30 protein-coding genes are annotated in these 25,317 nt (G+C 65.6%); 13 read left to right on the forward strand and 17 right to left on the reverse strand.

The window, feature by feature from the left end; genetic code table 11:
* Positions 1 to 33: 33 nt before the first annotated feature.
* The 3 genes from WJT74_RS08570 to panB all read right to left on the reverse strand — a co-directional run bounded on the left by WJT74_RS08570 (position 34) and on the right by panB (position 3,072).
* Positions 34 to 1,356 carry a PQQ-binding-like beta-propeller repeat protein gene (locus tag WJT74_RS08570; RefSeq protein WP_343343712.1) on the reverse strand — a complete coding sequence of 441 codons (1,323 nt, stop codon included), beginning with the start codon at positions 1,354 to 1,356 and terminating at the stop codon, positions 34 to 36.
* A gap of 5 nt (positions 1,357 to 1,361) precedes the next feature.
* The gene (locus tag WJT74_RS08575; RefSeq protein ID WP_343343714.1) at positions 1,362 to 2,072 is read right to left on the reverse strand and encodes a tetratricopeptide repeat protein; all 711 of its coding nucleotides are present in this window, start codon (positions 2,070 to 2,072) and stop codon (positions 1,362 to 1,364) included.
* A 130-nt stretch (positions 2,073 to 2,202) separates the two neighbouring features.
* The gene (panB, locus tag WJT74_RS08580; protein WP_343343715.1) at positions 2,203 to 3,072 is read right to left on the reverse strand and encodes a 3-methyl-2-oxobutanoate hydroxymethyltransferase; all 870 of its coding nucleotides are present in this window, start codon (positions 3,070 to 3,072) and stop codon (positions 2,203 to 2,205) included.
* A 48-nt stretch (positions 3,073 to 3,120) separates the two neighbouring features.
* Between panB and WJT74_RS08585 the strand changes: the two genes are divergently transcribed.
* Positions 3,121 to 3,618 carry a methyltransferase family protein gene (locus WJT74_RS08585; protein ID WP_343343717.1) on the forward strand — a complete coding sequence of 166 codons (498 nt, stop codon included), beginning with the start codon at positions 3,121 to 3,123 and terminating at the stop codon, positions 3,616 to 3,618.
* A gap of 35 nt (positions 3,619 to 3,653) precedes the next feature.
* Positions 3,654 to 4,163, forward strand: coding sequence for a hypothetical protein (locus WJT74_RS08590; protein WP_343343720.1), 510 nt, complete (start codon positions 3,654 to 3,656; stop codon positions 4,161 to 4,163).
* 3 nt (positions 4,164 to 4,166) lie between these two features.
* Here the strand turns inward: WJT74_RS08590 and WJT74_RS08595 are convergent, their stop codons facing one another.
* From WJT74_RS08595 to purT, 5 genes are all read right to left on the reverse strand, one after another.
* Positions 4,167 to 4,448 (reverse strand): DUF427 domain-containing protein, encoded by a 282-nt coding sequence (locus tag WJT74_RS08595; protein ID WP_343343722.1) that lies wholly within the window; start codon positions 4,446 to 4,448, stop codon positions 4,167 to 4,169.
* 52 nt (positions 4,449 to 4,500) lie between these two features.
* Complete coding sequence (locus WJT74_RS08600) at positions 4,501 to 4,845, reverse strand: ArsC family reductase (protein WP_343348145.1); 345 nt, start codon at positions 4,843 to 4,845, stop codon at positions 4,501 to 4,503.
* 93 nt (positions 4,846 to 4,938) lie between these two features.
* Positions 4,939 to 6,336, reverse strand: coding sequence for an MATE family efflux transporter (locus WJT74_RS08605; RefSeq protein WP_343343724.1), 1,398 nt, complete (start codon positions 6,334 to 6,336; stop codon positions 4,939 to 4,941).
* A gap of 56 nt (positions 6,337 to 6,392) precedes the next feature.
* Positions 6,393 to 7,295: a DMT family transporter gene (locus WJT74_RS08610; protein ID WP_343343726.1), complete on the reverse strand. Its 903-nt coding sequence runs from the start codon at positions 7,293 to 7,295 to the stop codon at positions 6,393 to 6,395.
* A complete protein-coding gene (purT, locus tag WJT74_RS08615; RefSeq protein WP_343343728.1) occupies positions 7,213 to 8,391 on the reverse strand; it encodes a formate-dependent phosphoribosylglycinamide formyltransferase in 1,179 nt (392 codons plus the stop codon). Before purT ends, WJT74_RS08610 begins: the two co-directional genes overlap by 83 nt.
* Positions 8,392 to 8,539: 148 nt before the next feature.
* Between purT and WJT74_RS08620 the strand changes: the two genes are divergently transcribed.
* On the forward strand, positions 8,540 to 9,619 hold the full coding sequence (locus WJT74_RS08620; protein ID WP_343343730.1) for an AI-2E family transporter: 1,080 nt from the start codon (positions 8,540 to 8,542) through the stop codon (positions 9,617 to 9,619).
* On the forward strand, positions 9,619 to 10,290 hold the full coding sequence (locus WJT74_RS08625) for a hypothetical protein (RefSeq protein ID WP_343343732.1): 672 nt from the start codon (positions 9,619 to 9,621) through the stop codon (positions 10,288 to 10,290). The genes WJT74_RS08620 and WJT74_RS08625 overlap by 1 nt, the downstream gene beginning before the upstream one ends.
* Before the next feature lie 82 nt (positions 10,291 to 10,372).
* On the opposite strand, the gene WJT74_RS08630 is transcribed toward WJT74_RS08625, so the two are convergent.
* From WJT74_RS08630 to WJT74_RS08645, 4 genes are all read right to left on the reverse strand, one after another.
* Complete coding sequence (locus WJT74_RS08630; protein WP_343343735.1) at positions 10,373 to 10,822, reverse strand: CHRD domain-containing protein; 450 nt, start codon at positions 10,820 to 10,822, stop codon at positions 10,373 to 10,375.
* Positions 10,823 to 10,934: 112 nt separating this feature from the next.
* A complete protein-coding gene (locus tag WJT74_RS08635; protein WP_343343737.1) occupies positions 10,935 to 11,141 on the reverse strand; it encodes a hypothetical protein in 207 nt (68 codons plus the stop codon).
* A 98-nt stretch (positions 11,142 to 11,239) separates the two neighbouring features.
* Positions 11,240 to 12,814, reverse strand: a complete 1,575-nt coding sequence (gene guaA / locus WJT74_RS08640; RefSeq protein ID WP_343343739.1) for a glutamine-hydrolyzing GMP synthase — start codon at positions 12,812 to 12,814, stop codon at positions 11,240 to 11,242.
* A 365-nt stretch (positions 12,815 to 13,179) separates the two neighbouring features.
* Complete coding sequence (locus WJT74_RS08645; protein WP_343343741.1) at positions 13,180 to 13,743, reverse strand: hypothetical protein; 564 nt, start codon at positions 13,741 to 13,743, stop codon at positions 13,180 to 13,182.
* A 196-nt stretch (positions 13,744 to 13,939) separates the two neighbouring features.
* Between WJT74_RS08645 and WJT74_RS08650 the strand changes: the two genes are divergently transcribed.
* Complete coding sequence (locus WJT74_RS08650) at positions 13,940 to 14,725, forward strand: hypothetical protein (protein WP_343343743.1); 786 nt, start codon at positions 13,940 to 13,942, stop codon at positions 14,723 to 14,725.
* Between the two features lie 9 nt (positions 14,726 to 14,734).
* Here the strand turns inward: WJT74_RS08650 and WJT74_RS08655 are convergent, their stop codons facing one another.
* Positions 14,735 to 16,954 carry a prolyl oligopeptidase family serine peptidase gene (locus WJT74_RS08655; protein ID WP_343343745.1) on the reverse strand — a complete coding sequence of 740 codons (2,220 nt, stop codon included), beginning with the start codon at positions 16,952 to 16,954 and terminating at the stop codon, positions 14,735 to 14,737.
* A gap of 270 nt (positions 16,955 to 17,224) precedes the next feature.
* Here WJT74_RS08655 and WJT74_RS08660 point away from each other — a divergent pair, with 270 nt between their 5' ends.
* The 6 genes from WJT74_RS08660 to WJT74_RS08685 are packed head-to-tail and all read left to right on the forward strand — an operon-like array spanning position 17,225 to position 20,504.
* Complete coding sequence (locus WJT74_RS08660; protein WP_343343747.1) at positions 17,225 to 17,677, forward strand: META domain-containing protein; 453 nt, start codon at positions 17,225 to 17,227, stop codon at positions 17,675 to 17,677.
* Positions 17,678 to 17,733: 56 nt separating this feature from the next.
* Positions 17,734 to 17,928, forward strand: a complete 195-nt coding sequence (locus tag WJT74_RS08665; protein ID WP_343343749.1) for a hypothetical protein — start codon at positions 17,734 to 17,736, stop codon at positions 17,926 to 17,928.
* Positions 17,929 to 17,971: 43 nt separating this feature from the next.
* On the forward strand, positions 17,972 to 18,520 hold the full coding sequence (locus WJT74_RS08670) for a hypothetical protein (protein ID WP_343343751.1): 549 nt from the start codon (positions 17,972 to 17,974) through the stop codon (positions 18,518 to 18,520).
* Between the two features lie 12 nt (positions 18,521 to 18,532).
* Positions 18,533 to 19,210: a hypothetical protein gene (locus WJT74_RS08675; protein WP_343343753.1), complete on the forward strand. Its 678-nt coding sequence runs from the start codon at positions 18,533 to 18,535 to the stop codon at positions 19,208 to 19,210.
* On the forward strand, positions 19,210 to 19,518 hold the full coding sequence (locus WJT74_RS08680) for a hypothetical protein (RefSeq protein WP_343343755.1): 309 nt from the start codon (positions 19,210 to 19,212) through the stop codon (positions 19,516 to 19,518). The genes WJT74_RS08675 and WJT74_RS08680 overlap by 1 nt, the downstream gene beginning before the upstream one ends.
* Before the next feature lie 8 nt (positions 19,519 to 19,526).
* Positions 19,527 to 20,504, forward strand: coding sequence for a L,D-transpeptidase family protein (locus WJT74_RS08685; protein ID WP_343343758.1), 978 nt, complete (start codon positions 19,527 to 19,529; stop codon positions 20,502 to 20,504).
* Positions 20,505 to 20,586: 82 nt separating this feature from the next.
* On the opposite strand, the gene rplQ is transcribed toward WJT74_RS08685, so the two are convergent.
* From rplQ to rpsM, 4 genes are all read right to left on the reverse strand, one after another.
* Positions 20,587 to 21,000 (reverse strand): 50S ribosomal protein L17, encoded by a 414-nt coding sequence (rplQ, locus tag WJT74_RS08690; RefSeq protein ID WP_343343761.1) that lies wholly within the window; start codon positions 20,998 to 21,000, stop codon positions 20,587 to 20,589.
* A 90-nt stretch (positions 21,001 to 21,090) separates the two neighbouring features.
* Positions 21,091 to 22,146 carry a DNA-directed RNA polymerase subunit alpha gene (locus WJT74_RS08695; protein ID WP_343343764.1) on the reverse strand — a complete coding sequence of 352 codons (1,056 nt, stop codon included), beginning with the start codon at positions 22,144 to 22,146 and terminating at the stop codon, positions 21,091 to 21,093.
* Between the two features lie 99 nt (positions 22,147 to 22,245).
* Positions 22,246 to 22,635: a 30S ribosomal protein S11 gene (rpsK, locus tag WJT74_RS08700; protein WP_343343767.1), complete on the reverse strand. Its 390-nt coding sequence runs from the start codon at positions 22,633 to 22,635 to the stop codon at positions 22,246 to 22,248.
* Between the two features lie 89 nt (positions 22,636 to 22,724).
* The gene (gene rpsM, locus WJT74_RS08705; RefSeq protein WP_343343769.1) at positions 22,725 to 23,093 is read right to left on the reverse strand and encodes a 30S ribosomal protein S13; all 369 of its coding nucleotides are present in this window, start codon (positions 23,091 to 23,093) and stop codon (positions 22,725 to 22,727) included.
* Positions 23,094 to 23,327: 234 nt separating this feature from the next.
* On the opposite strand from rpsM, the gene WJT74_RS08710 reads away from it, so the two are divergent.
* Together WJT74_RS08710 and WJT74_RS08715 are read left to right on the forward strand one after the other, a co-directional pair.
* Positions 23,328 to 24,362, forward strand: a complete 1,035-nt coding sequence (locus WJT74_RS08710) for a succinylglutamate desuccinylase/aspartoacylase family protein (RefSeq protein WP_343343770.1) — start codon at positions 23,328 to 23,330, stop codon at positions 24,360 to 24,362.
* On the forward strand, positions 24,362 to 25,279 hold the full coding sequence (locus WJT74_RS08715; RefSeq protein ID WP_343343772.1) for a bifunctional riboflavin kinase/FAD synthetase: 918 nt from the start codon (positions 24,362 to 24,364) through the stop codon (positions 25,277 to 25,279). Before WJT74_RS08710 ends, WJT74_RS08715 begins: the two co-directional genes overlap by 1 nt.
* The last annotated feature ends 38 nt before the right edge of the window (positions 25,280 to 25,317 follow it).

Raw genomic sequence — 25,317 nt, forward strand, 5'->3', positions numbered from 1 at the left:
GGGCGTTCAGCGCGCGATGGTCAATCCGCGGCGTTAGCGGAAGGCGGCCAGAACCCCGTCGTCGTCGAGGAGGTAGAGCGTGTTGTTCGCCACCACCGGCTGCAGCGAGAAGCTGCGATCGAGGTCGCGTTGCCGGCGCACCGCACCCTGGTCGGGATCGACCTCCACCATCAATCCTTCGCTCGACACCACGATCAAGCGCCCGCCCGCGAGCACCGGCCCGGCGTAGAAGATCGGACCGCGGCGCTTTTCGGCGTTCCGGTAGCGCGGCAGCTGGTTGATCCAGCGAACCGATCCGTCCGAACGCAGGATCGAGATCAGCTGTGCCGCCTCGGTAACCACATACACGTAATCGCCCGCCACGAACGGCGTCGACGTTCCCGCCAGGTTCAGTTCCCAGAGGCGCTGGCCGCGCAGGATGTCCAGCGCCACCATTCGACCACCCTGGCCCAGGGCGATGACCTGGTTGCCGTCGATCACCGGATCGGCGTCGATATCGGCAAGCGTCGAGACGCTGCGTGAGATCGAGGTGCGGGCCAGCGTGTCCTGCCACACCTGATTGCCGTTTTCGTAACGGTAGGCGTTAAGTTCGCCCGACGAGAAGCCTGCGACCACGGTGCCACGCGCCGCGGCCGGAGCGGCGGTGCCGAAGACGCCGGCGACTTCCAGCGCTGCCGTCGCCTGCCAGTTGGTTGTGCCGTCGGTCGGGGACAAGGCGTAGAGCTGGTTGTCCTGGCTGGTCACATAGAGGTTGGTGCCGTCATACGTCGGCGCACCGCGCAGCGGACCACCCGGCTTCACGCGCCAAGCGATGCCGCCGTTGCTCGGATCCATCGCCACGACATCGCCCAGGCCATTGGTCGCGAAGACGCGGTTGCCGCCGAACGCGACTCCACCGCCGTACAGCGAGTCGCGATTGCGGTTCGTGGTCGACGTATCGACCGACCAGCGACGCGCGCCGCTTGTCGCGTCGAACGCGCTGACGACGCCGTTCGTATCGATCGCGAAGACCTGTCCGGCTGCCACGATGGGCGTCGTGACCAGTCGCGCGGTATTGCTCGATCCCTCACCGATCGACTGCGACCAGGCCAGCGAAAGATTCTCGCCTAGCGCGACGTGGCCGATCGACTTGCTGGCATTGCCGCCCGACTGTTCCCAGTTGGCGTTAGTGCGCGGCGCGGGGAGCGTCATCGGCAGCGCGGCGGTGGTCGGATTGACGCCGATGTCCACCTCGGCGCCGAGTACCGAAACGCGTTCCCCGACGACGGGGGTGGTGCGTTCGCTGCCGCTGAAAACGCCGCAGGCCGACAGGCCGAGCGCGGCCAGAACGGGAAGAGCGAAACGGGAAAAGGTCATACCAATCATTCCTGTGATTCGATGTCGGCGAGCGCGGCGCTCGCGTCGACGCCGTAGGTGCCGGCGATCTGGACCGCGCGGGCGCGCAGCGTGCGCGGCGCCTCGGGGTCCTCGGCGATCGCCTTGAACAGTTCGGCCGCTTCCTGCTCGCGGTCGAGCTTGATGAGCGCGAGCGCGGTCAGCTCGGCCGCGCTTCCGAAATAGGGGTTGCCCGGGCTGGCGAGCGGCTGGAGCCGCGATATGATCGCATCGGGTTCCGCCGTGTCGAAATCGAGATAGGTCCAACGCAGCAGCGCCGCACCCTGATAGGGCTCGGGAACGTCCTCGTCGCGCGCCACTTCCTGATAGATTTCGATCGCCTGCGCGCGATCGCCGTCGGACAGGACATAGGCGGCCTCGATCATCCGCGCCGCCGCCGCCGCGCCGCCGTCCGATCGCTCGGCCAGCGCTTCCAGCCGCGGCTCGATCTCTTCGCGGTTGGGATTTTCCTGGGTGAGGTCGGCGATGATCGCAGCAAGGTCCTCGGCATTGGCCTCGGCCTGCTTGTCCTGCCGATCCTGCCAATAGAGCCAGCCGCCGATCGCCGCGAGAAACGCAGCGATGCCGAGCGCGATCCACAGGCCGTATTTCTTGCCGAAGTCGCTGGCCTGCTGGCGACGATATTCCTCGTCGACCTCGCGTTCGAACTGGGCTGAATCTTGAGGTGGGAGCGCCACGGATGATCCTTGAAATGAGGGGCGAACATGACGGTGCGCCGGTCACCACCATCGCCGCCCCGGATGAACGGGGGCTGGCTTAGCGCCGCGCGATCAGAAAGGCAAAGGGCTGGTTGACGCCGATCGGGCCCTACTTCTTCGGTCGATACGTTTGGGCGTCGGTCGGAAAGCTGCGCTGCCGCACCTCGCCCGCATACTGCCCGACCGCCTTGGAAATCTGCGCGGCTAGGTCGTGATAGACCTTCACGAACCGCGGCGTCCGCTCGAACAGCCCCAGCATGTCCTCGGTCACCAGCACCTGTCCGTCGCATTTTGTCGACGCGCCGATACCGATGACGGGGACCGCGATCTCTGCCGCCAGCGTATCGGCGATGCTCTCCATCACCCCTTCGGCGACCAGCGCGAAGGCCCCGGCTTCCGCCACCGCACGGGCGTCGGCAAGGATCTTCTCCTCCTCGGCGTCGTCGCGCCCGCGTGCCCGATAGCCGCCCAACGTGTTCACCGCCTGCGGGGTCAGCCCCACATGCCCCATCACCGGAATCCCGCGGCTGGTCAGGAAGCCGATCGTCTCCGCCATCGCCTCTCCGCCTTCCAGCTTCACCGCCGCGCAACCCGTTTCCTTCATGATCCGGCTCGCGCTCTCGAACGCCTTTTCGGGGCTCGCCTCGTAGCTGCCGAACGGCATGTCGACGATGATCATCGCGTGCCACGAGCCCCGCACCACCGCCGCGCCGTGATTGCACATCATGTCGAGACTGACGGGGATCGTGCTGTCCAATCCGTAAATCACCTGCCCCAGACTGTCGCCGACCAGCAGCATGTCGCAATGTTCGTCGAGCAGCTGCGCCATCCGCATCGTATAGGCGGTCAGCATCACGAGGGGCTCGTCGACCTTCCCGTTCGCTTTCCGTGCCTGGATGGCGGGAGCGGTCATCCGCTTGCCGGGTTTGGGGCTGGGGGTGGCGCGGGACGTATCGCTGTCGAGCGTGATCTTGGACATGGGCGAAGCTTCTAGCGCGCGGCCGCGCGTGCGGCTAGCGTGCCGCGCGTGAGCGAGGAAACGGATCTTTCGTCCGAGGACACTCCCGGCGTCATCGCGCCGCCGCCGCTGATCTTCGGCGTTCCGCTCGTGCTCGGAATCGTTTTCCACAAGACCGTCGGCGGCTTCGACCTGCCGCTCTACATCCTGAGCTGGCCTGTGCGCGCGTTCGGCGGCGCCGCCGTCGCGATCGTGGGTGCCGCGTTCATCGCAACGGCGCTGTGGCAGTTCCGCCGCGCGGAAACGCCACCCGAACCGTGGGAACCGACCCGCGCGCTGACCTTCGCGGGCCCCTATCGGCTGACGCGCAACCCCATGGATCTGGGCATGGCCTTCATCTATTTCGGGATCACGCTCATCGCGGGCTGCCTGGTCATGCTGGCGTTTCTGATTCCCGTCCTCTTCGTCGTCGACCGGTTCGTGATCGCGCGCGAAGAAGCGTATCTCTCGCGCCGGTTCGGGCGTCCCTATCGCGACTATCAGGCACGCTCGCGCCGCTGGCTGTAATGGAACATTCGCGGCCATCCTCGCGTCATCGCGGCATGAAACAGACTTTTCTTATCGCTCCCGCCCTTGCCCTCGCCCTCGCCGCCTGCGCCACCGAATCCTCACCGGCGCTGATCGTGCCCGCCAGCATCGCCGGCACCAGCGTGGAAGAAGAGTGGCGCGAGCTTGCCGCTCAGGAACAGGGCCTGATCGAAGATGTCGACGAAGCGAGCGACGAAGTGGAAGATGCTGAACGCGACCTGCGCGACGCGCGCAATCGCCTCGCCTCCTCCCGCGACGATCTTCAGGTCGCGCGGGACAATTATCGCGCGTACGAAAGCGCGCCCTCGCCCGTCGGCGATCCGGAAACCGTCGCCGCCGAGCAGCGCCGCCGTGCCGACGCCGCCGAAGCCGTCAGCGACGCGCAGGACGATGTGCGGGATCGCTCCAACCGTGTCGATCGCGCCGAGCGCGACCTGGCCGCAGCGCGCAGCGAGCTCGAGCAGGCGGAGCGCAATCTCGCCGATATCCGCTCGCGCCGCGAAAACCTCGAATATCGCTATTAGGGTCTAGGAAACCTCGACGCCCTTCCAGAAGGCGATGCGGTCCTTGATCTCGCTCGCCTTCTCCTTGGGCTCCTTGTAGGTCCAGGCCGCATCGCTGTTGGTCACGCCATCGGCGCGGATCGAATAATAGCTCGCCTCGCCCTTCCACGGGCAGTGGCTGGTGGTGTCGGACGGCACGAGCCGGTCCATCTTCACATCGCTCCGCGGAAAATAATGATTGTTCTCGACGACGACGGTGTCGTCGCTGTCGGCGATCGTCTCGCCGTTCCAGACTGCCTTGACCATGATATCTCTCCTTTGCCCTACCAACGGCGGCGGGCGGAGAGGCGTTCCGGCGTTACTCGTGGATCCCCGTCATCTTCTCGTAGCCGGTCGAATCATAGCCGATCAGGATCGTGTCCCCGTCGGTCACCACCGGCCGCTTGATCATGCTCGGGTGCGCGGCCATCAGCGTGATCGCCTTGTCCGCGTCCATGTCCTTCTTGAGCACGTCGGGAAGCTCGCGAAAGGTCGTGCCGCGCTTATTGAGAAGCGGCTCCCACCCTTCCTCCAGCACCCACATTTCGAGAACGTCCTTGTCGATCCCCGACTTCTTGTAGTCGTGGAAGACATAGGGGATCTGGCGCTTCTCGAACCAGGTCTTGGCTTTCTTGATCGTATCGCAATTGGCGATACCGTACATGGTGATCGTGTTCACGGGGGGCCCTTTCGCTCTCTGGCTCGCCATATGCGCGGGGACAGCCACCGCTTCAAGGGAGAAGCGGCGGATGCACCCTCAGCGCGCGGTCTCGCCGCTGCGCCGTCCGCGCTTCCACACGACCCACCAGATCATCGCGACCGCGATACTTCCGCCGACGAGGTTCGCGACCAGTTCGGCAATATAGACACCGTCCCCATTCTCCTGGAGGAGCCAGGCCACCGGAACCATCACGGCGAGCACCCGGAACAGGCTCTGCACCAACGCATTGCCCGCGAAATCGAGCGCGTTGAGAGCCCCGTTGGCGACGATCAGAAGCCCGTAGCCCGCATATCCCCACGCCGCGATGCTGAGGTAACGCGAGACCGCATCGATGACCTCCGGATCCTCGCTGAAGATACCGCCGAGGCTTTCCCGGAATGCGACCAGAAGAGCGCCGATGCCGAGCCCGTAGGCGACGCAGAAGCCCGCCGAATAGACGAGCGCACTGCGCACCCGGTCCATCTGTCCGGCGCCCCAATTCTGTCCGACGATCGCCCCGATCGATGCCGACAGGCCGAGCAGCGGCACCACCGCGAAACTCTGGATCCGTCCGCCGGTACCGAACCCCGCCACCGCCGCCTCTCCCGCGCCCGCCGCCAGAAAGGCGGTCAGGACCGACAGGCCGATGGGATTGATGGAATTGGAAAAGGCGGCGGGTGCCCCGACCCGCGCCAGTGCTGCGGTCCCGCGACGCCAGTCGCACTGGCCCAATGTCTTGGGCTGCAACGGAAGCGCGCTACGTTGCAGGAAGAAGAAGCCCGCCAGACAACCCGCGATCCATCCGCCGATGGTGGCATAGGCCGCGCCCGCGATCCCGAAGCCCTCGAACCCGAACGCACCGGTGATAAGGATCGGATCGAGGATCCAGTTCGCCGCCGCGTAGAAGAGCAGCACCGAACTCGCTCGCTTCGCCAGTCCCTGCCCGCGCAGGCACCCGTTCGCCCCCATGTTCACGAGCAGCAGCGGAAAGCCGAGCGCGAACGGTCCCATATAGGCCGTGATCAGCGGAATCATCTCCGCATCCGCCTGCATCAGCCGGAACAGGGGCCCGTTGAACAGAAAGAGCGCCAGCCCGATTGCCAACCCGAACGCTGCTGCCAGCACGATGCCCATATTGCCGCGCTGCCGTGCCTTTTCCTCGTCGCCTTCGCCCAGGGCGCGGCCGGTGACGCTGGAAATCCCCGCAATCACGCCGACGCCCAGCGACGACAGGGCGACCGTGACGGGAAAGATGAAACTAACCGCCGCCAGCTCGCTCGCGCCCAGCTGTCCGATGAAGTACGCATCGATGATCCCCACGCTCATCAGCGCCGCACCCCCGGCCATCATCGGCAGGGTCTGGGTGACGAGATGGCCGGGAATCGATCCGGTGACGAGCTTCGCCTGCTTCTTCTGCACGGGCGTGTCGGAACGGGCGGGGGCGTCGGCGGGCATGGCTCGGCGCTAGTCGATAGGGAAAGGGAGGGCCAGCCCGCCCTTTGGGCCCAGGGTCAGCGCGTCCGATCGCGCATCGCGAGCGCAACCCCTCCGAGCACCAGCGCCCCCGCCATCGCCAGTCGCATCGTCGGCGCTTCGCCCAGCAGTGGCCACGCCATCAACGCGGCGGCGATCGGGGTCGCCAGCTGCACCGCCGCCACCCCGCCGAGCGAAAGGCGGGGCGCAACGCGGTACCAGGCGACATAACCCAGCCCACTAGTCAACGCCCCCGACAGGATGGCGAGCACGAGGCCTTCGCCCGAAACCGGCTCGCGAAGGAGCAGCAGCGGTCCGACGAGCAGGGCGGCCACCACGAAGCTGGCCGCCGTCGCCCGTGCGGCGCCTTTCGCCCCGGCATGTCCGATGAGCGTGTAGGCGCCCCATGCGATCCCCGCACCGATCATCAGTATCGCCGCGATCGGATCGACCCGCCCCGCGCCCGGAAGAAGCAGCGCCGCGACGCCGGCGAACGCGAGGCCGATGCCCGCGAAACCGACCGGCCCCACGCGGCCGCCGCGAAGAAGCCCGCCCGCGATCACGCTGGTCTGCACGGCGGCGAAGAGGATCAGCGCCCCGCTGGCCGCCCCAAGCTCGACATAGGCAAAGGCGAATAGCACGGCGTAGGCCGCCAGCGCCGCCCCGCCTCTCGAATGGTCGCGCACCCGCACTCCGCGCAGCATGGGAAGAAGGATCGCCGCCCCTGCTGCCAGCCGGATTGCCGCGAACGCTCCCGGTCCGGTCGATCCCTCCTCGAGCGCCGCGCGGGCGAACAGCGAATTGGCCGCGAAGGCGAAGATCGCGAGCAGGCCGAGGAGCCAGAGCCCCGCCCGGTCCTCAGTCCGCGTAATCGATCCGCACCTTGGCCGCCGCCGCCTCGGCGAGCTCGCGGGCCCGGTCGGTCCCGGCTCCCGGCGCACTCACCAGCGCGACGCCCATTCGCCGATAGGACCGCGTCACGGGCTTGCCGAAGACGCGCACGTCGACCTGCGTACCAGGGGGTGCGTCCATTGCCTCGGCCAGACCCGTGATCGCGAAATCCTCCGCCTCCCGGTCGGCGAGGACGACCGCACTCGCGCTCGGTCGTGCGGCGATCTGGTCGGGGACGGGCAGGCCCAGGATCGCACGGGCGTGCAGATCGAACTCGCTCAGGTTCTGACTGATCAGGGTCACCATCCCCGTATCGTGGGGACGCGGCGACAGTTCGGAGAAGATCACCTCGTCGCCGGTCACGAAGAACTCGACGCCGAACAGGCCGTGTCCTCCCAAGCGGTTCACCACCGTCTTCGCCATGGCCTGCGCCATCGCCAGTGCCGCCTCGCTCATCGCATGCGGCTGCCAGCTGGTGCGATAGTCGCCCTGTTCCTGCCGGTGCCCGACGGGCGGACAGAAGCTCACTCCATCCTGGTGCCGCACGGTCAGCAACGTGATCTCGTAATCGAAATCGACGAACCCTTCCGCGATCACTCGCACCCGGTCGCCGCGCATCCCCGCGCGCGCATAGTCCCACGAGGTTTCCAGATCGCTCGGGCGGTAGGCAATCGACTGCCCCTTTCCGCTCGAACTCATCACCGGTTTGACCACCAGCGGAAAGCCGATCGCCGCGCCCGCCGCCTCCAGCTCCTCGAAACTCTCCGCGTAGCGATAGGGCGAGGTCGCCAGCCCAAGTTCGCCCGCCGCCAGGTCGCGGATCGCGTCGCGGTTCATCGTCAGCCGCGCGGCCTCGGCGGTCGGAACGACGTGCCATCCTTCGCCTTCCAGCTCCACCAGCATTTCGGTGCGGATCGCCTCGATCTCGGGCACGATATGGTCGGGCCGATGTTTCTCGACCGCCGCGCGCAGTGCCGCGCCGTCGAGCATCGAAAACACTTCCGCCGCATCGGCGACCTGCATCGCGGGCGCACCCTCATAGGCGTCGCAGGCGATGACCCGGCACCCGAGACGCTGGCAGGAAATCACGAATTCCTTGCCCAGCTCTCCCGATCCCAGCAACAGCACGGTCGCGGTCGGGGTCATGCGGCAATCCTCGCGTCTGTTATCATGCCGTGGCCCTAGCCGAGGCGGCGGGTGCGCAAAAGGGGCGCGGCGCGACAAAACTTGCCATCCCGCCACGGGAGGGCCAACCATTCGCCCGAAAGATCAGGCACGATCAGGGGGAAACGTCATGGCGGGATCGATGGGCGAATTGGTGCGGCGCACACTGGTCGTGCTGCTGCTGGTCGGAATCGCGCTCGTTGTGCCGATCCTGTCGACCACGTTGATGCTGATCTTCGGCGCCATCCTGGTCGCGATCCTGATCCGCTCGGCCGCTTGGCCGTACATGCGGCTGGGGCTGGGAAATGCGCCGTCGGTCCTCTTGGGACTGGTGACGATCCTCCTGCTGCTCGGCGGTTTCGGCTGGCTGTTCGGTGCCCAGCTCTCGGGCCAGTTCGGCGAACTTCAGGCGCAGCTGACCGCGGCCGTTCCCGAATTGCGTGCACGTCTTTCCACGTTGCCGGTGGTCGGATCGCTGGCGGGGCAGACGCCGGACATCCAGCAGATTGCCGGCCGCGCGCTGGGTTTCGCCTTCGGCCTCCTCGGCCTCGTCACCAACCTCGTGCTGGTGATCGTGGGCGCCGCCTATCTCGCGCTCGAACCCGATGTCTACAAACGCGGTCTAGCGCGCCTCTTCCCCAAGGGCCGCGCCGAAAAGATCATCGAAGCGCTGGAGGTCAGCGGGCATGCGCTCAAACGCTACCTTCTCGGCCAGCTTCTCACGATGGCGATCGTGGGCGGGATGGTTTGGATCGGTCTCGAACTGATCGGGGTCCCCTCCGCCGCCGCATTGGGCCTCACCATCGGTATCGCCAATTTCATTCCGCTCGTCGGCCCGTTCATCGGGGCCATACCCGGTCTCGTCATCGCCTTCTCCGCGGTGCCCGACATGTTTCTCTACGCCCTGCTCGTCTACGTCGTGGCGCAACAGCTCGAAGGAAACGTGCTCACCCCCATGGTGCAGAACATGGCGGTTTCCATCCCGCCCGCGCTGCTGATCTTCGCGCTGGCGGCGCTGGGGAGCCTGTTCGGTTTCATCGGCGTCATCCTCGCCGCCCCGCTGACCGTCGTGATCTACACCCTGGTCACCATGCTCTGGACCCGCGACACGCTCGGCCATGACGTAAAGGTCCCGGGTGGCAAGAGGAGACGCGAACATCAGGCAGACGAAGATGCCAGCGTTCCGACGTGCGAACAGCAGCCGGGTTGATGGCGCGCTTCGATCGGGACGGCCGTCCCATTCCCGATCCGGTCAAGCCGAGCCGCTCGTCCCGGCGATCGCCGCACCCGGATAGCAAATGGGAAAGTGCGAAGGAGCGCCTCGCCGAATGGCGGCAGCAGATCGCGGACCTGTCCGAGACCGGAGAGAAAAGACCGAAACCGGTGACCATCATCCTCACGATGGCGGGGGTCGCCATCTTCGGGATGGAGTTTGCCGACCTCATATTCGAGGACAGGAGCCCGCTCGTCGTGACCGGCAGTGAACCGGCGCGCGCCGTACCCCAACCGTTCGACATCACGGCAGTGCAAGCCGCTCGCTGGCAGGATGCCGATCCCGAGGGCTTCACGAATTTTCTGCGCAGCCCCGACATCGTCGTCCGCGGTATGGTCGCGGCGCTCGACGTCGCCGACGGCGCTTCGGATCGTGTCGCACTGGATACCGACTCGCCGCGGCCGATCCAACTCGATGTCGAAGCGTCCGACGACCCCGCGATCGCGCTTCTGTCGGTCGGCGAGGCTCATCGGTTCCGCTGCTCGCGCGGCGCGGTTCACGAGGGCGAAGTGCTTCTGTTCGACTGCCGCTACTGGGGGAAGGAAGACCCCGAGGCGCTGGCCGAGGCAAACGTGCCACCCCCCGTCATCACCGTCCGCGCCCCGTGAAGACTGTTCAGGAGAGCGGGCCCGAAAACGAAAAAGGGGCCGCCGAACCGGCAGCCCCTTCGAATGTGAGTGGTGACCCGACCTAGTTGTCGTAGTCGTAGAGCTGACCGCGGATCGCACCGTTCGGATATTCGGCGGTGTGGATCTGCACGTAATGCATCGATGGCATCCGTTCGATATGATCGCGAACCGGACCGTCGCTGTTGACGCAGCCGGACCAGGTCCCGTCATTGTCCTCGAGCGTCACAACGGGGCGACCCGTCTGGCCTTCGTTACCTTCATGAATGTGCGCGGCGGTCGGAACCACTCCGCGAACTTCGTCGATTTCGTAGCAGACACGGTCGAGCGTTCCGGAGACCGTCACCTCGGCACGGGCGTAGCCGTCCATGTCGCCGCCACCCGGGACTTTGTCTCCGGTCAGGTACGCGGTGTAGGTATCGTCGACATTCTCGACGAGCGTTTCTTGCGCGGTCGCGCACGCGCCCAGAAGTGCCGTTCCGGCTGCCAGTGCGGCAATTTTCGTAATGGTCATCATTCCTTCTCCCTGTCGGTGGTTCTTCACACTAGAAAATGGGAGAGAAGAGAGGGTCGTTCCGGAGGTGCGACGAATGGTGCCTTTCATGCGCTCGCTGTAGGAATAGCCGCTAACGAAGGCTTTCGTCCGAAGAAGACGCATCGCGGCGATCGGCGATCTCCTGCACCTGCGCTTCGACTTCTTCGTGCCGTTCTTCGTCGCTTACGACCATCGCCTCGATCGGCAGATCGTTATGCAAGTTCACTTCGGCTTCGGCCTGCCCACAGGCAGCGACGGCGCCACCCAAAAGGGCGAGCGTCAACAGTTTGATTTTCATGTACATATTCCAGTGATTTGATGTTCACCGGGTGAATGCGCAATTCGGCGATCGGTTCCCTGAACGGTGCCTGCCTTACCGGGGAGCGGCCCGGCAGCCTACTCCCACTCGATCGTTCCGGGAGGCTTCGACGTATAGTCGTAGACCACGCGGTTGATGCCCTGCACCTCGTTGACGATGCGCGTCGCCACGTTCTGCAGGAACTGGCTTTCGAAGGGATAGACATCCGCCGTCATCCCATCGACGCTGGTCACCGCGCGAAGGCCGCATACGCTGTCGTAGGTTCGCGCATCGCCCATCACGCCTACCGTTCGTACCGGCAGCAATACCGCGAAGGCCTGCCAGATCGCATCGTACAGCCCCGCCTTGCGGATCTCGTCCAGATAGATGGCGTCGGCTTTGCGCAGGATGTCGCACCGTTCCTTCGTCACCTCGCCCGGAATGCGGATCGCCAGCCCCGGCCCCGGAAAGGGGTGCCGCCCCACGAAGGCATCGGGCAGTCCCAGCTCGCGTCCGAGATCGCGCACCTCATCCTTGAACAATTCGCGCAGCGGCTCGACCAGCTTCATGTCCATCCGCTCGGGCAGACCGCCGACATTGTGATGACTCTTGATCGTCACGCTCGGGCCGCCGGTAAACGAAACGCTCTCGATGACGTCGGGATAGAGCGTTCCCTGCGCGAGGAAGTCCGCGCCGCCGATCTTCCGGGCCTCTTCCTCGAACACGTCGATGAAGGTCTTGCCGATGAACTTGCGCTTCTTCTCGGGGTCGGTTTCCCCCTCCAGCCCCGCCAGGAAGCGCTCCTCCGCATCCACATGCACGAGCGGAATGTTATAATGGCCCTTGAACAGGCTGACGACCTGCTCCGCCTCGTTCGCGCGCATCAGTCCGTGATCGACGAAGACACAGGTCAGCTGCTCGCCGATCGCCTCGTGGATCAGCACCGCCGCCACCGCGCTGTCGACCCCGCCCGACAGTCCGCAGATAACCTTCGCGTCGCCGACCTGTTCGCGGATCGTCGCGATCTGTGCGTCGCGATAGGCCGCCATCGTCCAGTCGCCTGCACAGCCACACACGTGCCGCACGAAATTGGCGATCAGCTTGCCGCCATCCGGGGTGTGCACGACCTCCGGGTGGAATTGGGTGCCGTAGCGCCTGTTTTCCTCGTTCGCGATGACGGCGAAGGGTGCACCGTCGGACTTGGCGACGATCTCGAACCCGTCGGCGAATTCGGTGACCTTGTCCCCGTGGCTCATCCACACCTGGTGCCGCTCGCCGACCTCCCACAACCCGTCGAACAGCGCACATTCCTTGGTCACCGTCAGGAACGCTCGCCCGAACTCGCCGCCCTCGCCGGTCTCGTGCCCGGGCCGCACCTCGCCGCCCAGTTGATGCGTCATCACCTGTTGGCCGTAGCAGATGCCGAGGATCGGCAGACCGCTTTCGAAGACGATCCCGGGCGCACGCGGGGAGCCGTCGGCAGGAACGCTGGCCGGGCTTCCCGACAGAATGATGCCCTTGGGCTCCAGTCGCTCGAAGGCTTCCGCGGCCATGGTGAACGGTGCGATCTCGCAATAGACCCCCGCCTCGCGCACCCGCCGCGCGATCAGCTGGGTGACCTGGCTACCGAAATCCACGATCAGGATGGTGTCGCCGAAATCCGCTTCGCTCATGGCCGTCCTCGCAATGCCCCGTTCGTGTCCGGCGCCGAGCGATAGGTGCGGGCGGCGGGGCTGTCCACTCCCGCCGTCGGTGGCGCCACCACCGGGAGAACCACCGACGGCCGGATCGACCCAGTCCGATCCGGACCCTTGCTTAACGCTCGTTTGGCGTCTCGCGCCCATAGACGGTTCTCGGTCGGCAACGACGCTCCACCCCGGCCACCGGTCGATATCGTCGGTCGGTGGTCTTGGGGAAGGGCGGAACGCCCCCGCCGGGCCCATCCGTCGGCCGAGAACGAACGGCGTGCCGAATCGCCGAGGGCCGCGGCGGGATGTTCCCGTCGCGGCCCTCCTTGTCGCTGCATGGTCGCGAGATTCTAGTAGCGATAGTAGCGGTTGCGGTCGTTGTAGTTACGGCTCACCCGATCGACATCGGTGTCGCGGATGCGGCCGTTGCGATCGATGTCGCAGTTCCAGCGCAGGTCCGAAACGGCCTGGACGTTGCGACCGCGATACGCCTGCTGGTAACCGGTCGAGGCGACGCCATAGACGGTCAGTCCGCGACGCGTGCGCTGGACGTTGGTGACGCCGGTCACGCGTGCGCCATGATCGTAGCGCCGGTAATTGTCGTAGCGGTTGTAACGGCGATTGTCGCGACGGTCATATTCGCGGTCGAGCCTGTACTCGACCTGCCGCGCGCAGCGGTCGACGGCCTGGCGCTCGTTGATACCGTAATTGCCATAGCCGTAGTTGCCTTGCGGATAGCGACCGTAATCGTAGCTGCGACCACCGTTGAGAACACCGTTCAGAATGCCGCCGATGATCCGTTCAGCGGCATTGCCGCGATCGTAGACCTGCGCCTGTGCAGGCGTGGCGGCAAAGGCGGCACTGGCGGCGATCGCGCCAACCGTGCCAAGCATCTTCAAACTCTTATGGGACATGATGGGTCTCCTTACTGTTTCACTGTGCCCACCGAGGCCTGTTCCCGTTAAGAAACGGGAGGCTTGCCCCGATTTCACTCCCCTTATAGCAAGCCAGCCATTCATTCGGCCTGAACGCGCCTGTTGGGGTTCGTTCAGCATCCGCAACGTCTTACCTCGAAGGAAACGGACCGGCCGCTCGTCCGTTCCGCACGACATGATCGCTGGCCTTGCCCCATACCGCCTGCCGCTTCTTCTCACGCTCGCCGCCATGACGGCGGCCTGCGAGGGCGAGTTGGAGGCGCCGCCGTCGGAGGCCGACCAAGTGGAAGCCGACGCCGATGCGGAGGCTGCCAACGCGACGACCGACGGGTTCCCGCTCGGCCTCGAGCCCGAAGAGGAAGGCTACCCGAACCCCGACGATGAATGCCGTCGCCTCGCCGACACGCAGGCGATTTCCAATTGGCGAAGCGAAGGCGACGTCCTGTTCGGCTGCCCGACCTTCGCCGACGCCGATGCGCTGCGCGACGGACGCACCATCGAAAAGATCGGCGGGATCACGCTGGTGGCGGTTCCGCGCGCCCGGGTGGAAGCGGTGCTGGCCCGGCAGGGTCGCACGCTGGCGGAGAGCCGGTCCTACGACACGCGGGTCGCCATCCCCTGTGGGATTGCGGGCGGAGAACCGGTGCAATCGTGCATGGCGGGTGTGGTGCGGTCGCGCGCCGCCACTCCGTCGAGCCCAGCGGGGGGACGCATCGAAGTCCAGACCCCGCGCGGCGACGTGCGCCCCTTCCTGTTCGAAGGCACGAACGTCAACGGCATCGACACCGCCTCCCGTCCCGACCTCGCGGGTACCAACTTTTCGTCGGCCCGCGACGGGTCGGAACGGATCCGGGTTCTGTTCGGCGAAGAAACCTACCTCGTGCCCCTCGCGCTGCTCAGCCCGCCGGAAACCGATGCCGATGGTCCGCAAACACCCCCGCGGCGATCACCCTCCCGCTAGCAGCGGCGGCTACCGCGCACCGCGCGGCGTTTCCATGATGTAGGGCGCGTCCCCGACGGGGGTCCTCAACCCCGTGTGGTAGGCCAGGAACGCCGCCACGTCGGCGGCTTCCTCGATGATCTTGTCGGTCGGCTTGCCCGACCCGTGGCCCGCCCGCGTTTCGATGCGAATGAGCAACGGATCGTCGCCCTCCCCGGCCTTTTCCTGCAGCATCGCGGCATATTTAAAGCTGTGCCCCGGCACCACGCGATCGTCGGTATCGGCCGTCGTCACCAGCACCGCCGGATAGTCAGTCGACGCCTCGACATTGTGATAGGGCGAGAAGCGCAGATTATATTCCGCGTCCCGCTCCTGCTGCGGATAGTTATAGTCGTCGACCCAATAGCGCCCCGCCGTGAAGCGGTCGAAACGCAGCATGTCCATCACGCCCACCGCGGCATGGCCCGCATCATACAGATCGGGACGCTGGTTGATGCTCGCGCCGACCAGCAGCCCGCCGTTCGAGCGCCCCTCGATCGCCAGCCCGTCACGGGTCGCGATCTGGTTTTCCTTCAGATACTCGCCCGCCGCCGCGAAATCGTCGAACACGTTCTGCTTGTTGAAGCCGCGTCCGGCATCGTGCCACGCCTTGCCATATTCTCCCCCGCCGCGAATGTTCGCGACCGCATAGATTCCCCCCGCGTCGAGCCAGGCCAGCCGCGTTGGCGTGAAGCCAGGCGTGACCGAGATGTTGAACCCGCCATAGCCGTACAGCAACGTCGGTGCGGGACCGCTCGTGTCCCTGTGCCGCGTCACGAACATCGGGATCCGCGTCCCGTCCTTCGAGGTGTAGAACACCTGCTCGGTCACATAGTCGCTCGGATCGAAATCGACGTCGGGCGCTGCCCAGACGCTGCTTTCCCCCGTCGCCACATCGTAGCGGTAGACCGTGCTCGGCTGTCCGAAGCTGGAGAAACTGTAGAAGGTTTCGCTCCGCTCGGGGCTCCCCCCGAACCCGCCCGCGCTGCCGATTCCCGGCAGTTCGATCGTGCGGATCATGTCGCCGTCCATGTCGTAGACCCGCGCTTCGGACTTCACGTCGACCAGATAGTCGGCGATCAAACGCCCCCCGACGAGGCTGACCCCATTGAGCTTCGAGGCCGCATCCTCCGCGATCACCCATTCGCGTGACAGGTTCGCATCGGTGATGTCGACCTTGAACACGCCGCCGCGCGGCGCGTCGCGATTGGTCGCGAAATAGAAGGTCGTGCCCTCGTTCCCGACGTAGCTCGTCTCGTAGTCGACGCCCGGTTCGATCACCAGCGGGTCGCGATCCCGGTTCTGCAGGTCGATCACCGCCGTCTCCCAGCCGTCGGTGCCGGTCGAGGACGACGTAATCAGATAACGCCCATCGTCGCTGACGCTGGCGGCATTGTTGAGTTCGGGATTGTCGGGCCGGGCGAAGACCAGTTCGTCCTCGCTCTGATCGGTGCCCAACCGGTGGAAATAGACCGCCTGGTCGGTGTTCAGCCCGATGAACTTGCCCGCTTCCTCGTTCGCCGGGAAGCGGCTGTAGTAGAAGCCCGACCCGTCCTTGGCCCATTCGAGGCCGGAGAACTTCACCCATTCGACGGTATCGTTCATCACCTGGTTGGTGCGGACGTTCATCACCTTGACGGTCCGCCAGTCCGAACCCCCGTCCTGGATCGCGTAGGCAAGCATGGTGCCGTCCTCGCTAACGGCATATTCGCCCAGCGCCGTGGCGCCGTCGTCCGACCATGTGTTGGGATCGATCAGGACACGCGGACTGCCGTCCAACCCGTCCTGGACATACAGGACCGACTGCGGCTGCAAGCCGTCGTTCTTCGAATAGAAGTACATGCCGCCCGCCTCGCGCGGCACGCCGATCCGCTCGTAATCGTAGAGCGCGGTCATCCGCTTCTTGAACCACTCGGTGCCGGGCAGCTTCTCCAGATAATCGAACGTCACTTCGTTCTGTGCCTCGACCCAGCGGGCCACCGCCGGATCTTCGCGAACGTCGTTCTCGAGCCAGCGATAGGGATCCTCGACCGTCAGATCGCCCACTTGGTAGCCGACGTTCTCGGCGCGCGTGTCGGGATAAGCCATCGGTTCGATCATCGTCTCGCTCCCCGCGGCCGGTGCCACACGCGCCTCCTCCATCGTGGTGGTGCAAGCGGTGCTGGCGAGAAGGGCCGCCGTCAGGGCGAGCGTGGAAGCGACAGGGCGCATGGACAAACTCCGTTCGAGTAAAATTCGTTTCGGTTTGCGACATAGCAGGACGAAGCACAAGCTAGGCTGAACGACGCACCCGCCGACCTCTCTCCTGCAAAAAACCCGTTCTGAAATAACTCTGCCGGCCCTCTGTAATATCCCGTGGGACGACGCCCACGGCGTTCAATAACGGTTAAACGGATCGATGAATGCGACAGGTCCTTTGGCACCTTTGCCTTCCGCCAATTTCTCGCTCAACTTGCTTCTACAACATCGAAGGGGAGTGCTATGAGTCGGTTCCCGTTGTTCCTTGCCACGGTCGGCACGTTCTCGCTCGCCGGTTGTGCCACCATCGGCGAAATGGCCGATCCGCTCGTCTCGCAGGCATGGGCGCTCGAGGGCATCGAACGCCCCGGGCAGGAGCCCCAGTACATCGACCCCTCGCTGGGCGCACGACATACACTCGACTTCCAGTCCGACGGTCGCCTCGCCATCCAGCTCGACTGCAATCGCGGCAACAGCGACTGGTCGCGCTACGACGAGGGATATGCACCCCCTGGCGAGGGGAGCGCGCTGCGGATCGGCGAGATCGCCTCGACCCGCGCGCTGTGCCCGCGCCCCAGTTTCGGTGAGGAAATGGCGGCCGCACTACCGCTCGCGAGCGGGTACCAGATCGTCGATGGCGGCCGGACCCTGCTTTTGCGCACCCGCACCGCAACCTACCGCTTCACCGCACGCTGACGGCCTGGTCGGTCCGGTTCGAAAGAAAACGTGAAACCAAACAAGGGGAAACAACGATGCTGAACAATGTAAAGAGGGCCGCACTGACCGCCGCCGGAATCGGCCTCGTCGCCAGCCCGCTCTACGCCTATCCCGCCAGTAACCTTCGCGACCTTCTCGGTGCCAACGCGGGTCAGGCGGAAAGCCAGCTCGAACAGCGCGGCTTCACCTACATCGACGGCAATAAAGTGAACTCGAGCAGCTTCACCTAACTGGTGGCACGATGAAGACGACAATTGCGTCCAGGTCGAAACGATGGGCGGGGAATACGTCAGCATCAACGACGCCACCCGCAAGGATTGTCATCGCTCCGAGGGCGGCGACGTCGGGACGGCGCTCGCCGTCGCGGGCGGCGCGGCGCTGATCGGCGCGCTGCTGTCCGGCGGGCACAAGAAGCATCACCACGAGGACAACAACCATTTGTCCGACCGCCAGGCAGAAGCTGACTACGAACGCGGCCATAGCGACGGGCTGCACAACGCCCCCTATCACAACAGCGGCCGTAGCGACGCCTATACCGCGGGCTACCAATCCGGCGTCGACGAACGCTCGCGCAATACCGCCTATCATTCGGGTCGCGGAGGCTATTCGGCGGCCAGCTGGCAGGACCTCGTCGGCGCCCGCGCGTCGGCGATCGACCAGCTCGGCAATCGCGGTTTCCGCCAGGTCGACAATTTCGTCAGCGGCAACGCACGCTATTCGATCTGGTGGCGGGGCGATTCGCGTCAGTGCCTGCAGGTCATCACCGCCGACGGGCGGCTGGAGAACATCACCGACATCCAGACGCATCCCCGCTGCCGCTAGAAGGAACTTGTTATGAGAATGCTGCTGCTTTCGGGCACTGCCCTCTGCCTGCTTGCCTGCGGGGAAGCCGACACGGCCGAGGCCGATGTTCAGGCCGACGGAGAAGCGACCGCCGCGACCATCCCCGAAACCCTCGCTCCCATGGGTGACGGCTACCCCGAGGCGGGCGACCCCTGCCGACGGCTCGGCGAGAGCGATGCGACCCGCAACTACCTCGACGACAGCGCGATGCTCGTCGGTTGCCCCGACGATGCCAGCGCGGAAGCACTGGGCGGCGAGATCGTCGCGACGGTCGAGGGCGTGCGCCTCGTGTCGCTTCCCATGGAAATGGGCGAGAACGGTCCGCCGCCTCCGCCGGAAGGCGGGGACGCGCTGGTTGAAGGCACGGACTACAACGCCACCGCTCCGATCCAGTGCGGGTTCGACGGTGCCGCGCCGAGCCGGAGCTGCGATGCCGGCGTGAAACGCAACTGGGGGGAGGACGGCACCACGCTTGTCGAGGTCACCAAGCCCGATGGACGCACGCGCGCCATCTTTTTCCGCGGGACGACCCCCTACGGCGCCGACAGCGCGCAGTCCGACGGGTCGGCCGGCTGGGATTTCGACGTGACGCGCGATGGAGACCAGGTGACCGTTCGCTACGGTCCCGAAACCTACGTCATCGTCGACGCTCTGGTCGAGGGAGGCTGATGGAGACGGGAGCCCTCCCTCATCCTCGTCGCACCGGAGCCCAGCGCGTTCTGCTGCTCGTCCTGGGCGCCTATGTCATTCTCGGCATTCTCGCGCTGTTGGCGATCCCTGCCAGCGTTTTCGGCTGGCTCGGCGTAGAGTCCGATCCGCTCTCGGGCATCTTCGCGCTATTGCTCGCAATGCCCTGGACCATCGCGCTCTACCTGCTCGGCGATGTCGGAACGTGGGGAAGCCTTGCCTTCTGCACGCTCGCCATCGCCCTCAACGCGTTCCTGATCTGGCGTTTCACGCGCCCCAAACCGGAGTGATGCCGCAAATGATTCGACTTGCCTGTCTCCTCCTCGCGTCCTTGGCCGCCACCCCCGCCGTGGCGCAGGGGGCCAAGGTCAGCTCGCCGATCGAACTCGCCCGCGCCGCCCAGGAACTCGATCCCGGCGAATGGGTCTGGGCCCCCGACATCGCCCCCGAAGGCCCGGTGGTGGTCTATGTTGATCTCACGCGCCAACTGGCCGACATCTACCGCAACGGGCTGCGTATCGGCGTCTCGACGGTATCGACGGGCAAACCCGGCCACGAAACCCCGACCGGCGTCTTCACGATCCTGCAAAAGGACAAGTGGCACCACTCGTCCACCTACAATAACGCCCCGATGTTCTTTCAGCAGCGGATGACCTGGGGCGGGGTGGCGCTCCATGCGGGTGGCCTTCCGGGCTACCCCGAAAGCCACGGGTGCGTGCACCTGCCCTACGCCTTCGCGGAGGAATTGTTCGGCACCACCACCATGGGCGGCACGATCGTCGTTCAGGGGCGCGCGGGCGCTCCCGTCACCATCCCTGCGGCAGGCGTCCTCGCTCCCGTCAGCGTCGAGGGCACGGCGGCGCTCCATCGCCCGCTCGACACCCGTTCGTTCACATGGAATCCCGCCACCGCGCCCGAAGGGCCGGTCAGCCTCGTCCTGTCGACCAGCGACAAGCAGATGGTCGTCCTTCGCAACGGCAAGGAGATCGGTCGCAGCCGCATCGACTATGACGGCATGCCGAGCGGCACCTTCCTCGCCACCCTCACGACCGACGCGGCGGGCAAGTTCCATTATTCGCTCCTCCCGCTGCCCGACCACGACGCGGGCGAACATGCGGTCGACGCGGCGATCCTCAACCGGATGCGCCTCCCCGGCCCGTTCCTCGACGAACTGCGCCCGCTGCTTCATCACGGCAGCCACATCCTCGTCACGCCGGCATCCGTCGAACCGCATACCACCGGCGTCGAACTCACCGTCGCCGCCGCGCACGACTGAGCGCGGTTCAGCGAACAACAAAGAAGGGCGCCGATCTCGCGATCGACGCCCTTTTTCTAATTCAGCCGCAGAATTGGAGGCCTTAAGCTTCCTCGTCCGCGAATTCGACCGGACCGCTGTCCTGCCCCTTGGCGTCGACGTCGCGATCGACGAACTCGATCACCGCCATCGGCGCGGCGTCGGACCGGCGGATGCCCGCTTTGACGATCCGCGTGTAGCCGCCGTTACGGTCCGCGTAGCGATCGGCAAGCGTGTCGAACAGCTTCTGCAGCTGCGCATCGTCGAGCAGCTTGGTATGCGCGAGACGACGGTTGGACAGCCCGCCCTTCTTCGACAGCGTGATCAGCTTCTCGACATAGGGCCGCAGCTCCTTGGCCTTGGCGGTCGTGGTCTTGATCTGCTCGTGCTTGATCAGGGCCGCCGCCATGTTGCGCAGAAGCGCGGCGCGGTGGCTCGAGGTGCGTTGCAGTTTACGATGGCCAACACGATGGCGCATAATCCATTCTCCGTTCGTGGCGGGGCCGTACGAGGTACCCCGTCCCAGGCGGTGGAAGGGGGCACCGCCAAGACCCCGTGATGCGTGGGCTTAGCCCAGCAGTTCCTGTTCCAGCTTCTTGGCCATTTCCTCGATGTTCTCGGGCGGCCAGCCGGGGATTTCCATGCCAAGGCGCAGACCCATCGACGCCAGCACTTCCTTGATCTCGTTCAAGGACTTGCGACCGAAGTTGGGGGTGCGCAGCATTTCGGCTTCGGTCTTCTGGACCAGATCGCCGATGTAGATGATGTTGTCGTTCTTGAGGCAGTTCGCCGAACGGACCGACAGTTCCAGCTCGTCGACCTTCTTGAGAAGGTAACGATTGAGCTGGTTGGTGTCCTGCCCGCCTTCGGTCGTGCCCGCTTGGCTCTGAGCCGGCGCGGGCGCGATCGCGCTGTCGTCGAAGTGGACGAACAGCTGCAGCTGGTCCTGAAGGATGCGCGCGGCATAGGCGACGGCATCCTCGGGCGTGACCGTGCCGTCGGTCTCGACGGTCAGGCTCAGCTTGTCATAGTCCAGTTCCTGCCCGACGCGGGTGTTCTCCACCTTGTAGGCGACTTGGCGGATGGGGCTGTACAGGCTGTCGATCGGGATCAAACCGATCGGCGCGTCGGCCGGGCGGTTCATCGCCGCCGGGACGTAGCCCGAACCGATGTCGGCGGTCAGCTCCATGTTGAGCGTGGCGCCATCGTCGAGGTGGCAGATGACGAGATCGGGGTTGGTGATCTCGATATCGCCCGACACCGCGATCTGGGCAGCGGTGACTTCGCCGGGGCCGGTAGCCGAAAGCTGGAGACGCTTGGGGCCTTCGCCTTCCATCTTCACCGCGATCTGCTTGGTGTTGATGACGATGTCGGTCACGTCCTCGCGAACGCCCGCGAGCGAGGAGAATTCGTGCAGCACGCCTTCGATCTTGATCGAGGTGATCGCCGCGCCCTGAAGCGAGGACAGGAGCACGCGGCGCAAGCTGTTGCCGAGCGTCATGCCGAAACCGCGTTCGAGCGGCTCGGCGACGAAGGTGGCCTTGCGCTTGGCGTCGGTGCCGGGCTTGCGGTCGAGGCCCTGCGGCTTTTTCAGTTCCTGCCAGTTTTTCGCGTTGATCGACATAATGTCCCCAGACTTGGTGGCGGAGCGTCCCCCGCCTTTTGCGTTCTTAATTCAGTACCGGGATCCGTGATGGCCCCCGGGAAGCGATCGGCGCGTGGATTAGACGCGGCGACGCTTGGACGGACGCACGCCGTTGTGCGGGATCGGCGTCACGTCGCGGATCGAGGTGATGGTGAAACCCACCGCCTGAAGCGCACGCAGCGCGCTCTCGCGACCCGAACCCGGGCCCTTCACTTCGACTTCGAGCGTCTTCACGCCATGATCCTGCGCCTTCTTGCCGGCATCCTCGGCAGCGACCTGCGCGGCATAGGGCGTCGACTTGCGGCTGCCCTTGAAGCCCATCATGCCGGCGCTGGACCAGCTGATCGCATTGCCCTGCGCATCGGTGATGGTGATCATGGTGTTGTTGAAGCTGGCGTTCACATGGGCGACGCCGGCGGTGATGTTCTTGCGTTCGCGGCGACGGACGCGTTGCGGTTCACGAGCCATTGGAATTCCTACCTTCTAAGCTGTCTTGAGGTCTCGGATGCCTCCGGCGGAGCAAGCCCTGCGGCCGTCCCCCGGGACGCCCTTCGGCCTTACTTCTTCTTGCCGGCGATCGGCTTGGCCTTGCCCTTGCGGGTGCGCGCATTGGTGTGCGTGCGCTGGCCACGAACGGGAAGGCCCGCACGATGGCGCAGCCCGCGATACGAACGAAGATCCATCAGACGCTTGATGTTCATCGCGGTCTCGCGGCGAAGGTCGCCTTCGACGGTGTGATCGGCGTCGATCGCCTCGCGGATCTGAAGGACTTCCTGGTCCGACAGGTCGGCGACGCGGCGTTCCGGCGCGATCTTCAGCTTTTCAGTGATTTCCTTGGCGGTCGTGTGACCGATGCCATGGATATAGGTGAGCGCGATCTCGACGCGCTTGTTGGTCGGGATATTGACCCCGGCAATACGTGCCATGCAAACATTCTCCTCATGAGCTCCACGGAGTCGCGGGCACTTGCCACTCCATCTCTAAGCGTCAAAAACCCTGATTCTCCAACGAAAAAACGGCAGACGCACGAGATGCGCCGCCGAAACCCGGTGGATCAGGATGGGTGCGAGATAGGAGCGACGCCCTTTTCTGTCAAGGCGGGCGGGCCTCGACGGTCGAGGGGATAGCGCGGTCCGGCCCGCCTCGCTACACCCTCCGGCATGACAGCCCAACCCCTCGATTTCGAAGGCCATGTAACCAAGCCCGGCACGCGCCTCTCGATCGACCTTCCGATTAGCCGCGATGCCACCGGCCGCTACGTCCACATGCCGGTGCGGATCATCCACGGCTCCGAGGAAGGCCCGACCCTGCTGATCAGCGCGGCGGTGCATGGCGACGAGATCAGCGGCATCGAAGTCATCCGCCGGGTTCTTGCCAAGGTGCAACCGCGCAAGCTCAAGGGCACGCTCATCACCGTGCCGATCGTCAACCCGTTCGGCTTCGTCGGCTATTCGCGCTACCTGCCCGACCGCAAGGACCTCAACCGCGCCTTCCCGGGCAGCGAGGACGGCAGCCTCGCCAGCCAGATCGCCTACATCTACCGCACGACGCTCCTCAGCCGCGCGGACTTCGCGATCGATCTCCATTCGGCCGCGATCCACCGCTACAACCTGCCCCAGATCCGGGTCAGCGAGGATTCCAGCCGCGCCCGCGAACTGGCCCGCGCCTTCAACCCGCCGATCATCATGGTATCCAGCCTGCGTTCGGGAAGCCTTCGCGGCGTCGCGCTCGAGGAAGGCGTGCCGATGCTACTGTACGAGGCGGGCGAGGCGCTGCGCTTCGACGACCTTTCCACCCGCACCGGGGTCAACGGCATCCTGCGCGTGATGCAGGAAATGGGGATGCTCGAACTCAAGCCCAGCAAGCGCCAGTATGTCGAACCGCTCGAAGCGACCCGCTCGCTCTGGCTCCGCGCGCCGCGCGGCGGCATCGCCTCGGTCAAGACGCTCTCGGGACGCCGGGTCAGCCTCGGCCAAGTCGTCGCCACCGTCCGCGACCCCACCGACCCCAAGAAAGAAAGCGTGCTCAAGTCCCCCATCGAGGGCATCGTCATCGGCCACAGCAACCTGGGCGTGAAGAACAAGGGCGACGCCCTCCTCCACATCGCGCAACTGGGCGACAGCGACATCTATCTCGATCCGCTGACCGAGGAGCGCCTTTCGGGCGTGATGCTCGACGAGCATGAGGTCGATTGATGCGCCGCTTCCGCCATACCGATCCGCTCCCCGACGGCCTGTCCGGCGCAGTCCTCGCGCTCGGCAATTTCGACGGCTTCCACCGTGGGCATCAGGCGGTGGTCCGCCGGGCCGTGGATCGGGCCGCCCACGAGGGATCGCCCGCGATCGTCGCCACTTTCGATCCGCATCCCGTGCGCCATTTCCGTCCCGACGCGCCGCCCTTCCGGCTCACCGACCTCGACCAGCGCGAGACGTTGTTCGCGCAGGCCGGGGCCGACGCCATGCTCGTCTTCGCCTTCGACGACGCGCTGGCAGGAATGAGCGCGGAGGACTTCGTCGCGATGCTGGCCGGCCGGCTCGGCGCGAGCGGGGTGGTGACGGGCGAGGACTTCACTTTCGGCAGGGATCGCGGCGGCAACGTCGACGTCCTTCGCGAAAGCGGCGCCGCCCGTGGCCTCGTCGCCGAGACCGTCGCGCCCGTCAGCGACGATGCCGTCATCTCATCCAGCCGCATTCGCGAGGCGCTCCAGGCGGGCGATCCGCACCAGGCCACCCGCCTCCTGACCCGCCCCTTCGCCGTTCGCGGCGAGGTCGTACATGGCGACAAGCGCGGGCGCGACCTCGGCTGGCCGACCGCCAACATGAAGATGGGCGACTATGTCCGCCCCGCCTACGGCATCTACGCGACGCGGGTCCGCCTCCCTGACGGCAGCGAGCATGACGCGGTGTCCAACCTTGGCGTGCGCCCGATGTTCGATCCGCCACAGGAGCTGCTCGAGACCTACATCTTCGACTTCGACGGCGATCTCTACGGCCAGCAGATCGAGGTCGCGCTTCACCATTATCTCCGCCCCGAAGCGAAGTTTCACGACATGGACGCGCTCAAGCGCCAGATGGACATGGACGCGGCCGAGGCGCGGCGGTTGCTCGCTTAACTGTTGTGCGGGGCAGCACACACCATTATCGCCACCCG

The organism is Sphingomicrobium sp. XHP0239 (assembly GCF_039555325.1).
Classification (GTDB): domain Bacteria; phylum Pseudomonadota; class Alphaproteobacteria; order Sphingomonadales; family Sphingomonadaceae; genus Sphingomicrobium; species Sphingomicrobium maritimum.

What these genes read in the sequence shown, in the direction of transcription:
- WJT74_RS08570 (WP_343343712.1), bottom strand. Translation starts at nt 1,356, where the DNA reads ATGACCTTTTCCCGTTTCGCTCTTCCCGTTCTGGCCGCGCTCGGCCTG.
- panB (WP_343343715.1), bottom strand. Translation starts at nt 3,072, where the DNA reads ATGTCCAAGATCACGCTCGACAGCGATACGTCCCGCGCCACCCCCAGC.
- WJT74_RS08590 (WP_343343720.1), top strand. Translation starts at nt 3,654, where the DNA reads ATGAAACAGACTTTTCTTATCGCTCCCGCCCTTGCCCTCGCCCTCGCC.
- WJT74_RS08595 (WP_343343722.1), bottom strand. Translation starts at nt 4,448, where the DNA reads ATGGTCAAGGCAGTCTGGAACGGCGAGACGATCGCCGACAGCGACGAC.
- WJT74_RS08600 (WP_343348145.1), bottom strand. Translation starts at nt 4,845, where the DNA reads ATGTACGGTATCGCCAATTGCGATACGATCAAGAAAGCCAAGACCTGG.
- WJT74_RS08605 (WP_343343724.1), bottom strand. Translation starts at nt 6,336, where the DNA reads ATGCCCGCCGACGCCCCCGCCCGTTCCGACACGCCCGTGCAGAAGAAG.
- purT (WP_343343728.1), bottom strand. Translation starts at nt 8,391, where the DNA reads ATGACCCCGACCGCGACCGTGCTGTTGCTGGGATCGGGAGAGCTGGGC.
- WJT74_RS08620 (WP_343343730.1), top strand. Translation starts at nt 8,540, where the DNA reads ATGGCGGGATCGATGGGCGAATTGGTGCGGCGCACACTGGTCGTGCTG.
- WJT74_RS08625 (WP_343343732.1), top strand. Translation starts at nt 9,619, where the DNA reads ATGGCGCGCTTCGATCGGGACGGCCGTCCCATTCCCGATCCGGTCAAG.
- WJT74_RS08630 (WP_343343735.1), bottom strand. Translation starts at nt 10,822, where the DNA reads ATGACCATTACGAAAATTGCCGCACTGGCAGCCGGAACGGCACTTCTG.
- WJT74_RS08635 (WP_343343737.1), bottom strand. Translation starts at nt 11,141, where the DNA reads ATGAAAATCAAACTGTTGACGCTCGCCCTTTTGGGTGGCGCCGTCGCT.
- guaA (WP_343343739.1), bottom strand. Translation starts at nt 12,814, where the DNA reads ATGAGCGAAGCGGATTTCGGCGACACCATCCTGATCGTGGATTTCGGT.
- WJT74_RS08645 (WP_343343741.1), bottom strand. Translation starts at nt 13,743, where the DNA reads ATGTCCCATAAGAGTTTGAAGATGCTTGGCACGGTTGGCGCGATCGCC.
- WJT74_RS08650 (WP_343343743.1), top strand. Translation starts at nt 13,940, where the DNA reads ATGATCGCTGGCCTTGCCCCATACCGCCTGCCGCTTCTTCTCACGCTC.
- WJT74_RS08655 (WP_343343745.1), bottom strand. Translation starts at nt 16,954, where the DNA reads ATGCGCCCTGTCGCTTCCACGCTCGCCCTGACGGCGGCCCTTCTCGCC.
- WJT74_RS08660 (WP_343343747.1), top strand. Translation starts at nt 17,225, where the DNA reads ATGAGTCGGTTCCCGTTGTTCCTTGCCACGGTCGGCACGTTCTCGCTC.
- WJT74_RS08665 (WP_343343749.1), top strand. Translation starts at nt 17,734, where the DNA reads ATGCTGAACAATGTAAAGAGGGCCGCACTGACCGCCGCCGGAATCGGC.
- WJT74_RS08670 (WP_343343751.1), top strand. Translation starts at nt 17,972, where the DNA reads ATGGGCGGGGAATACGTCAGCATCAACGACGCCACCCGCAAGGATTGT.
- WJT74_RS08675 (WP_343343753.1), top strand. Translation starts at nt 18,533, where the DNA reads ATGAGAATGCTGCTGCTTTCGGGCACTGCCCTCTGCCTGCTTGCCTGC.
- WJT74_RS08680 (WP_343343755.1), top strand. Translation starts at nt 19,210, where the DNA reads ATGGAGACGGGAGCCCTCCCTCATCCTCGTCGCACCGGAGCCCAGCGC.
- WJT74_RS08685 (WP_343343758.1), top strand. Translation starts at nt 19,527, where the DNA reads ATGATTCGACTTGCCTGTCTCCTCCTCGCGTCCTTGGCCGCCACCCCC.
- rplQ (WP_343343761.1), bottom strand. Translation starts at nt 21,000, where the DNA reads ATGCGCCATCGTGTTGGCCATCGTAAACTGCAACGCACCTCGAGCCAC.
- WJT74_RS08695 (WP_343343764.1), bottom strand. Translation starts at nt 22,146, where the DNA reads ATGTCGATCAACGCGAAAAACTGGCAGGAACTGAAAAAGCCGCAGGGC.
- rpsK (WP_343343767.1), bottom strand. Translation starts at nt 22,635, where the DNA reads ATGGCTCGTGAACCGCAACGCGTCCGTCGCCGCGAACGCAAGAACATC.
- rpsM (WP_343343769.1), bottom strand. Translation starts at nt 23,093, where the DNA reads ATGGCACGTATTGCCGGGGTCAATATCCCGACCAACAAGCGCGTCGAG.
- WJT74_RS08710 (WP_343343770.1), top strand. Translation starts at nt 23,328, where the DNA reads ATGACAGCCCAACCCCTCGATTTCGAAGGCCATGTAACCAAGCCCGGC.
- WJT74_RS08715 (WP_343343772.1), top strand. Translation starts at nt 24,362, where the DNA reads ATGCGCCGCTTCCGCCATACCGATCCGCTCCCCGACGGCCTGTCCGGC.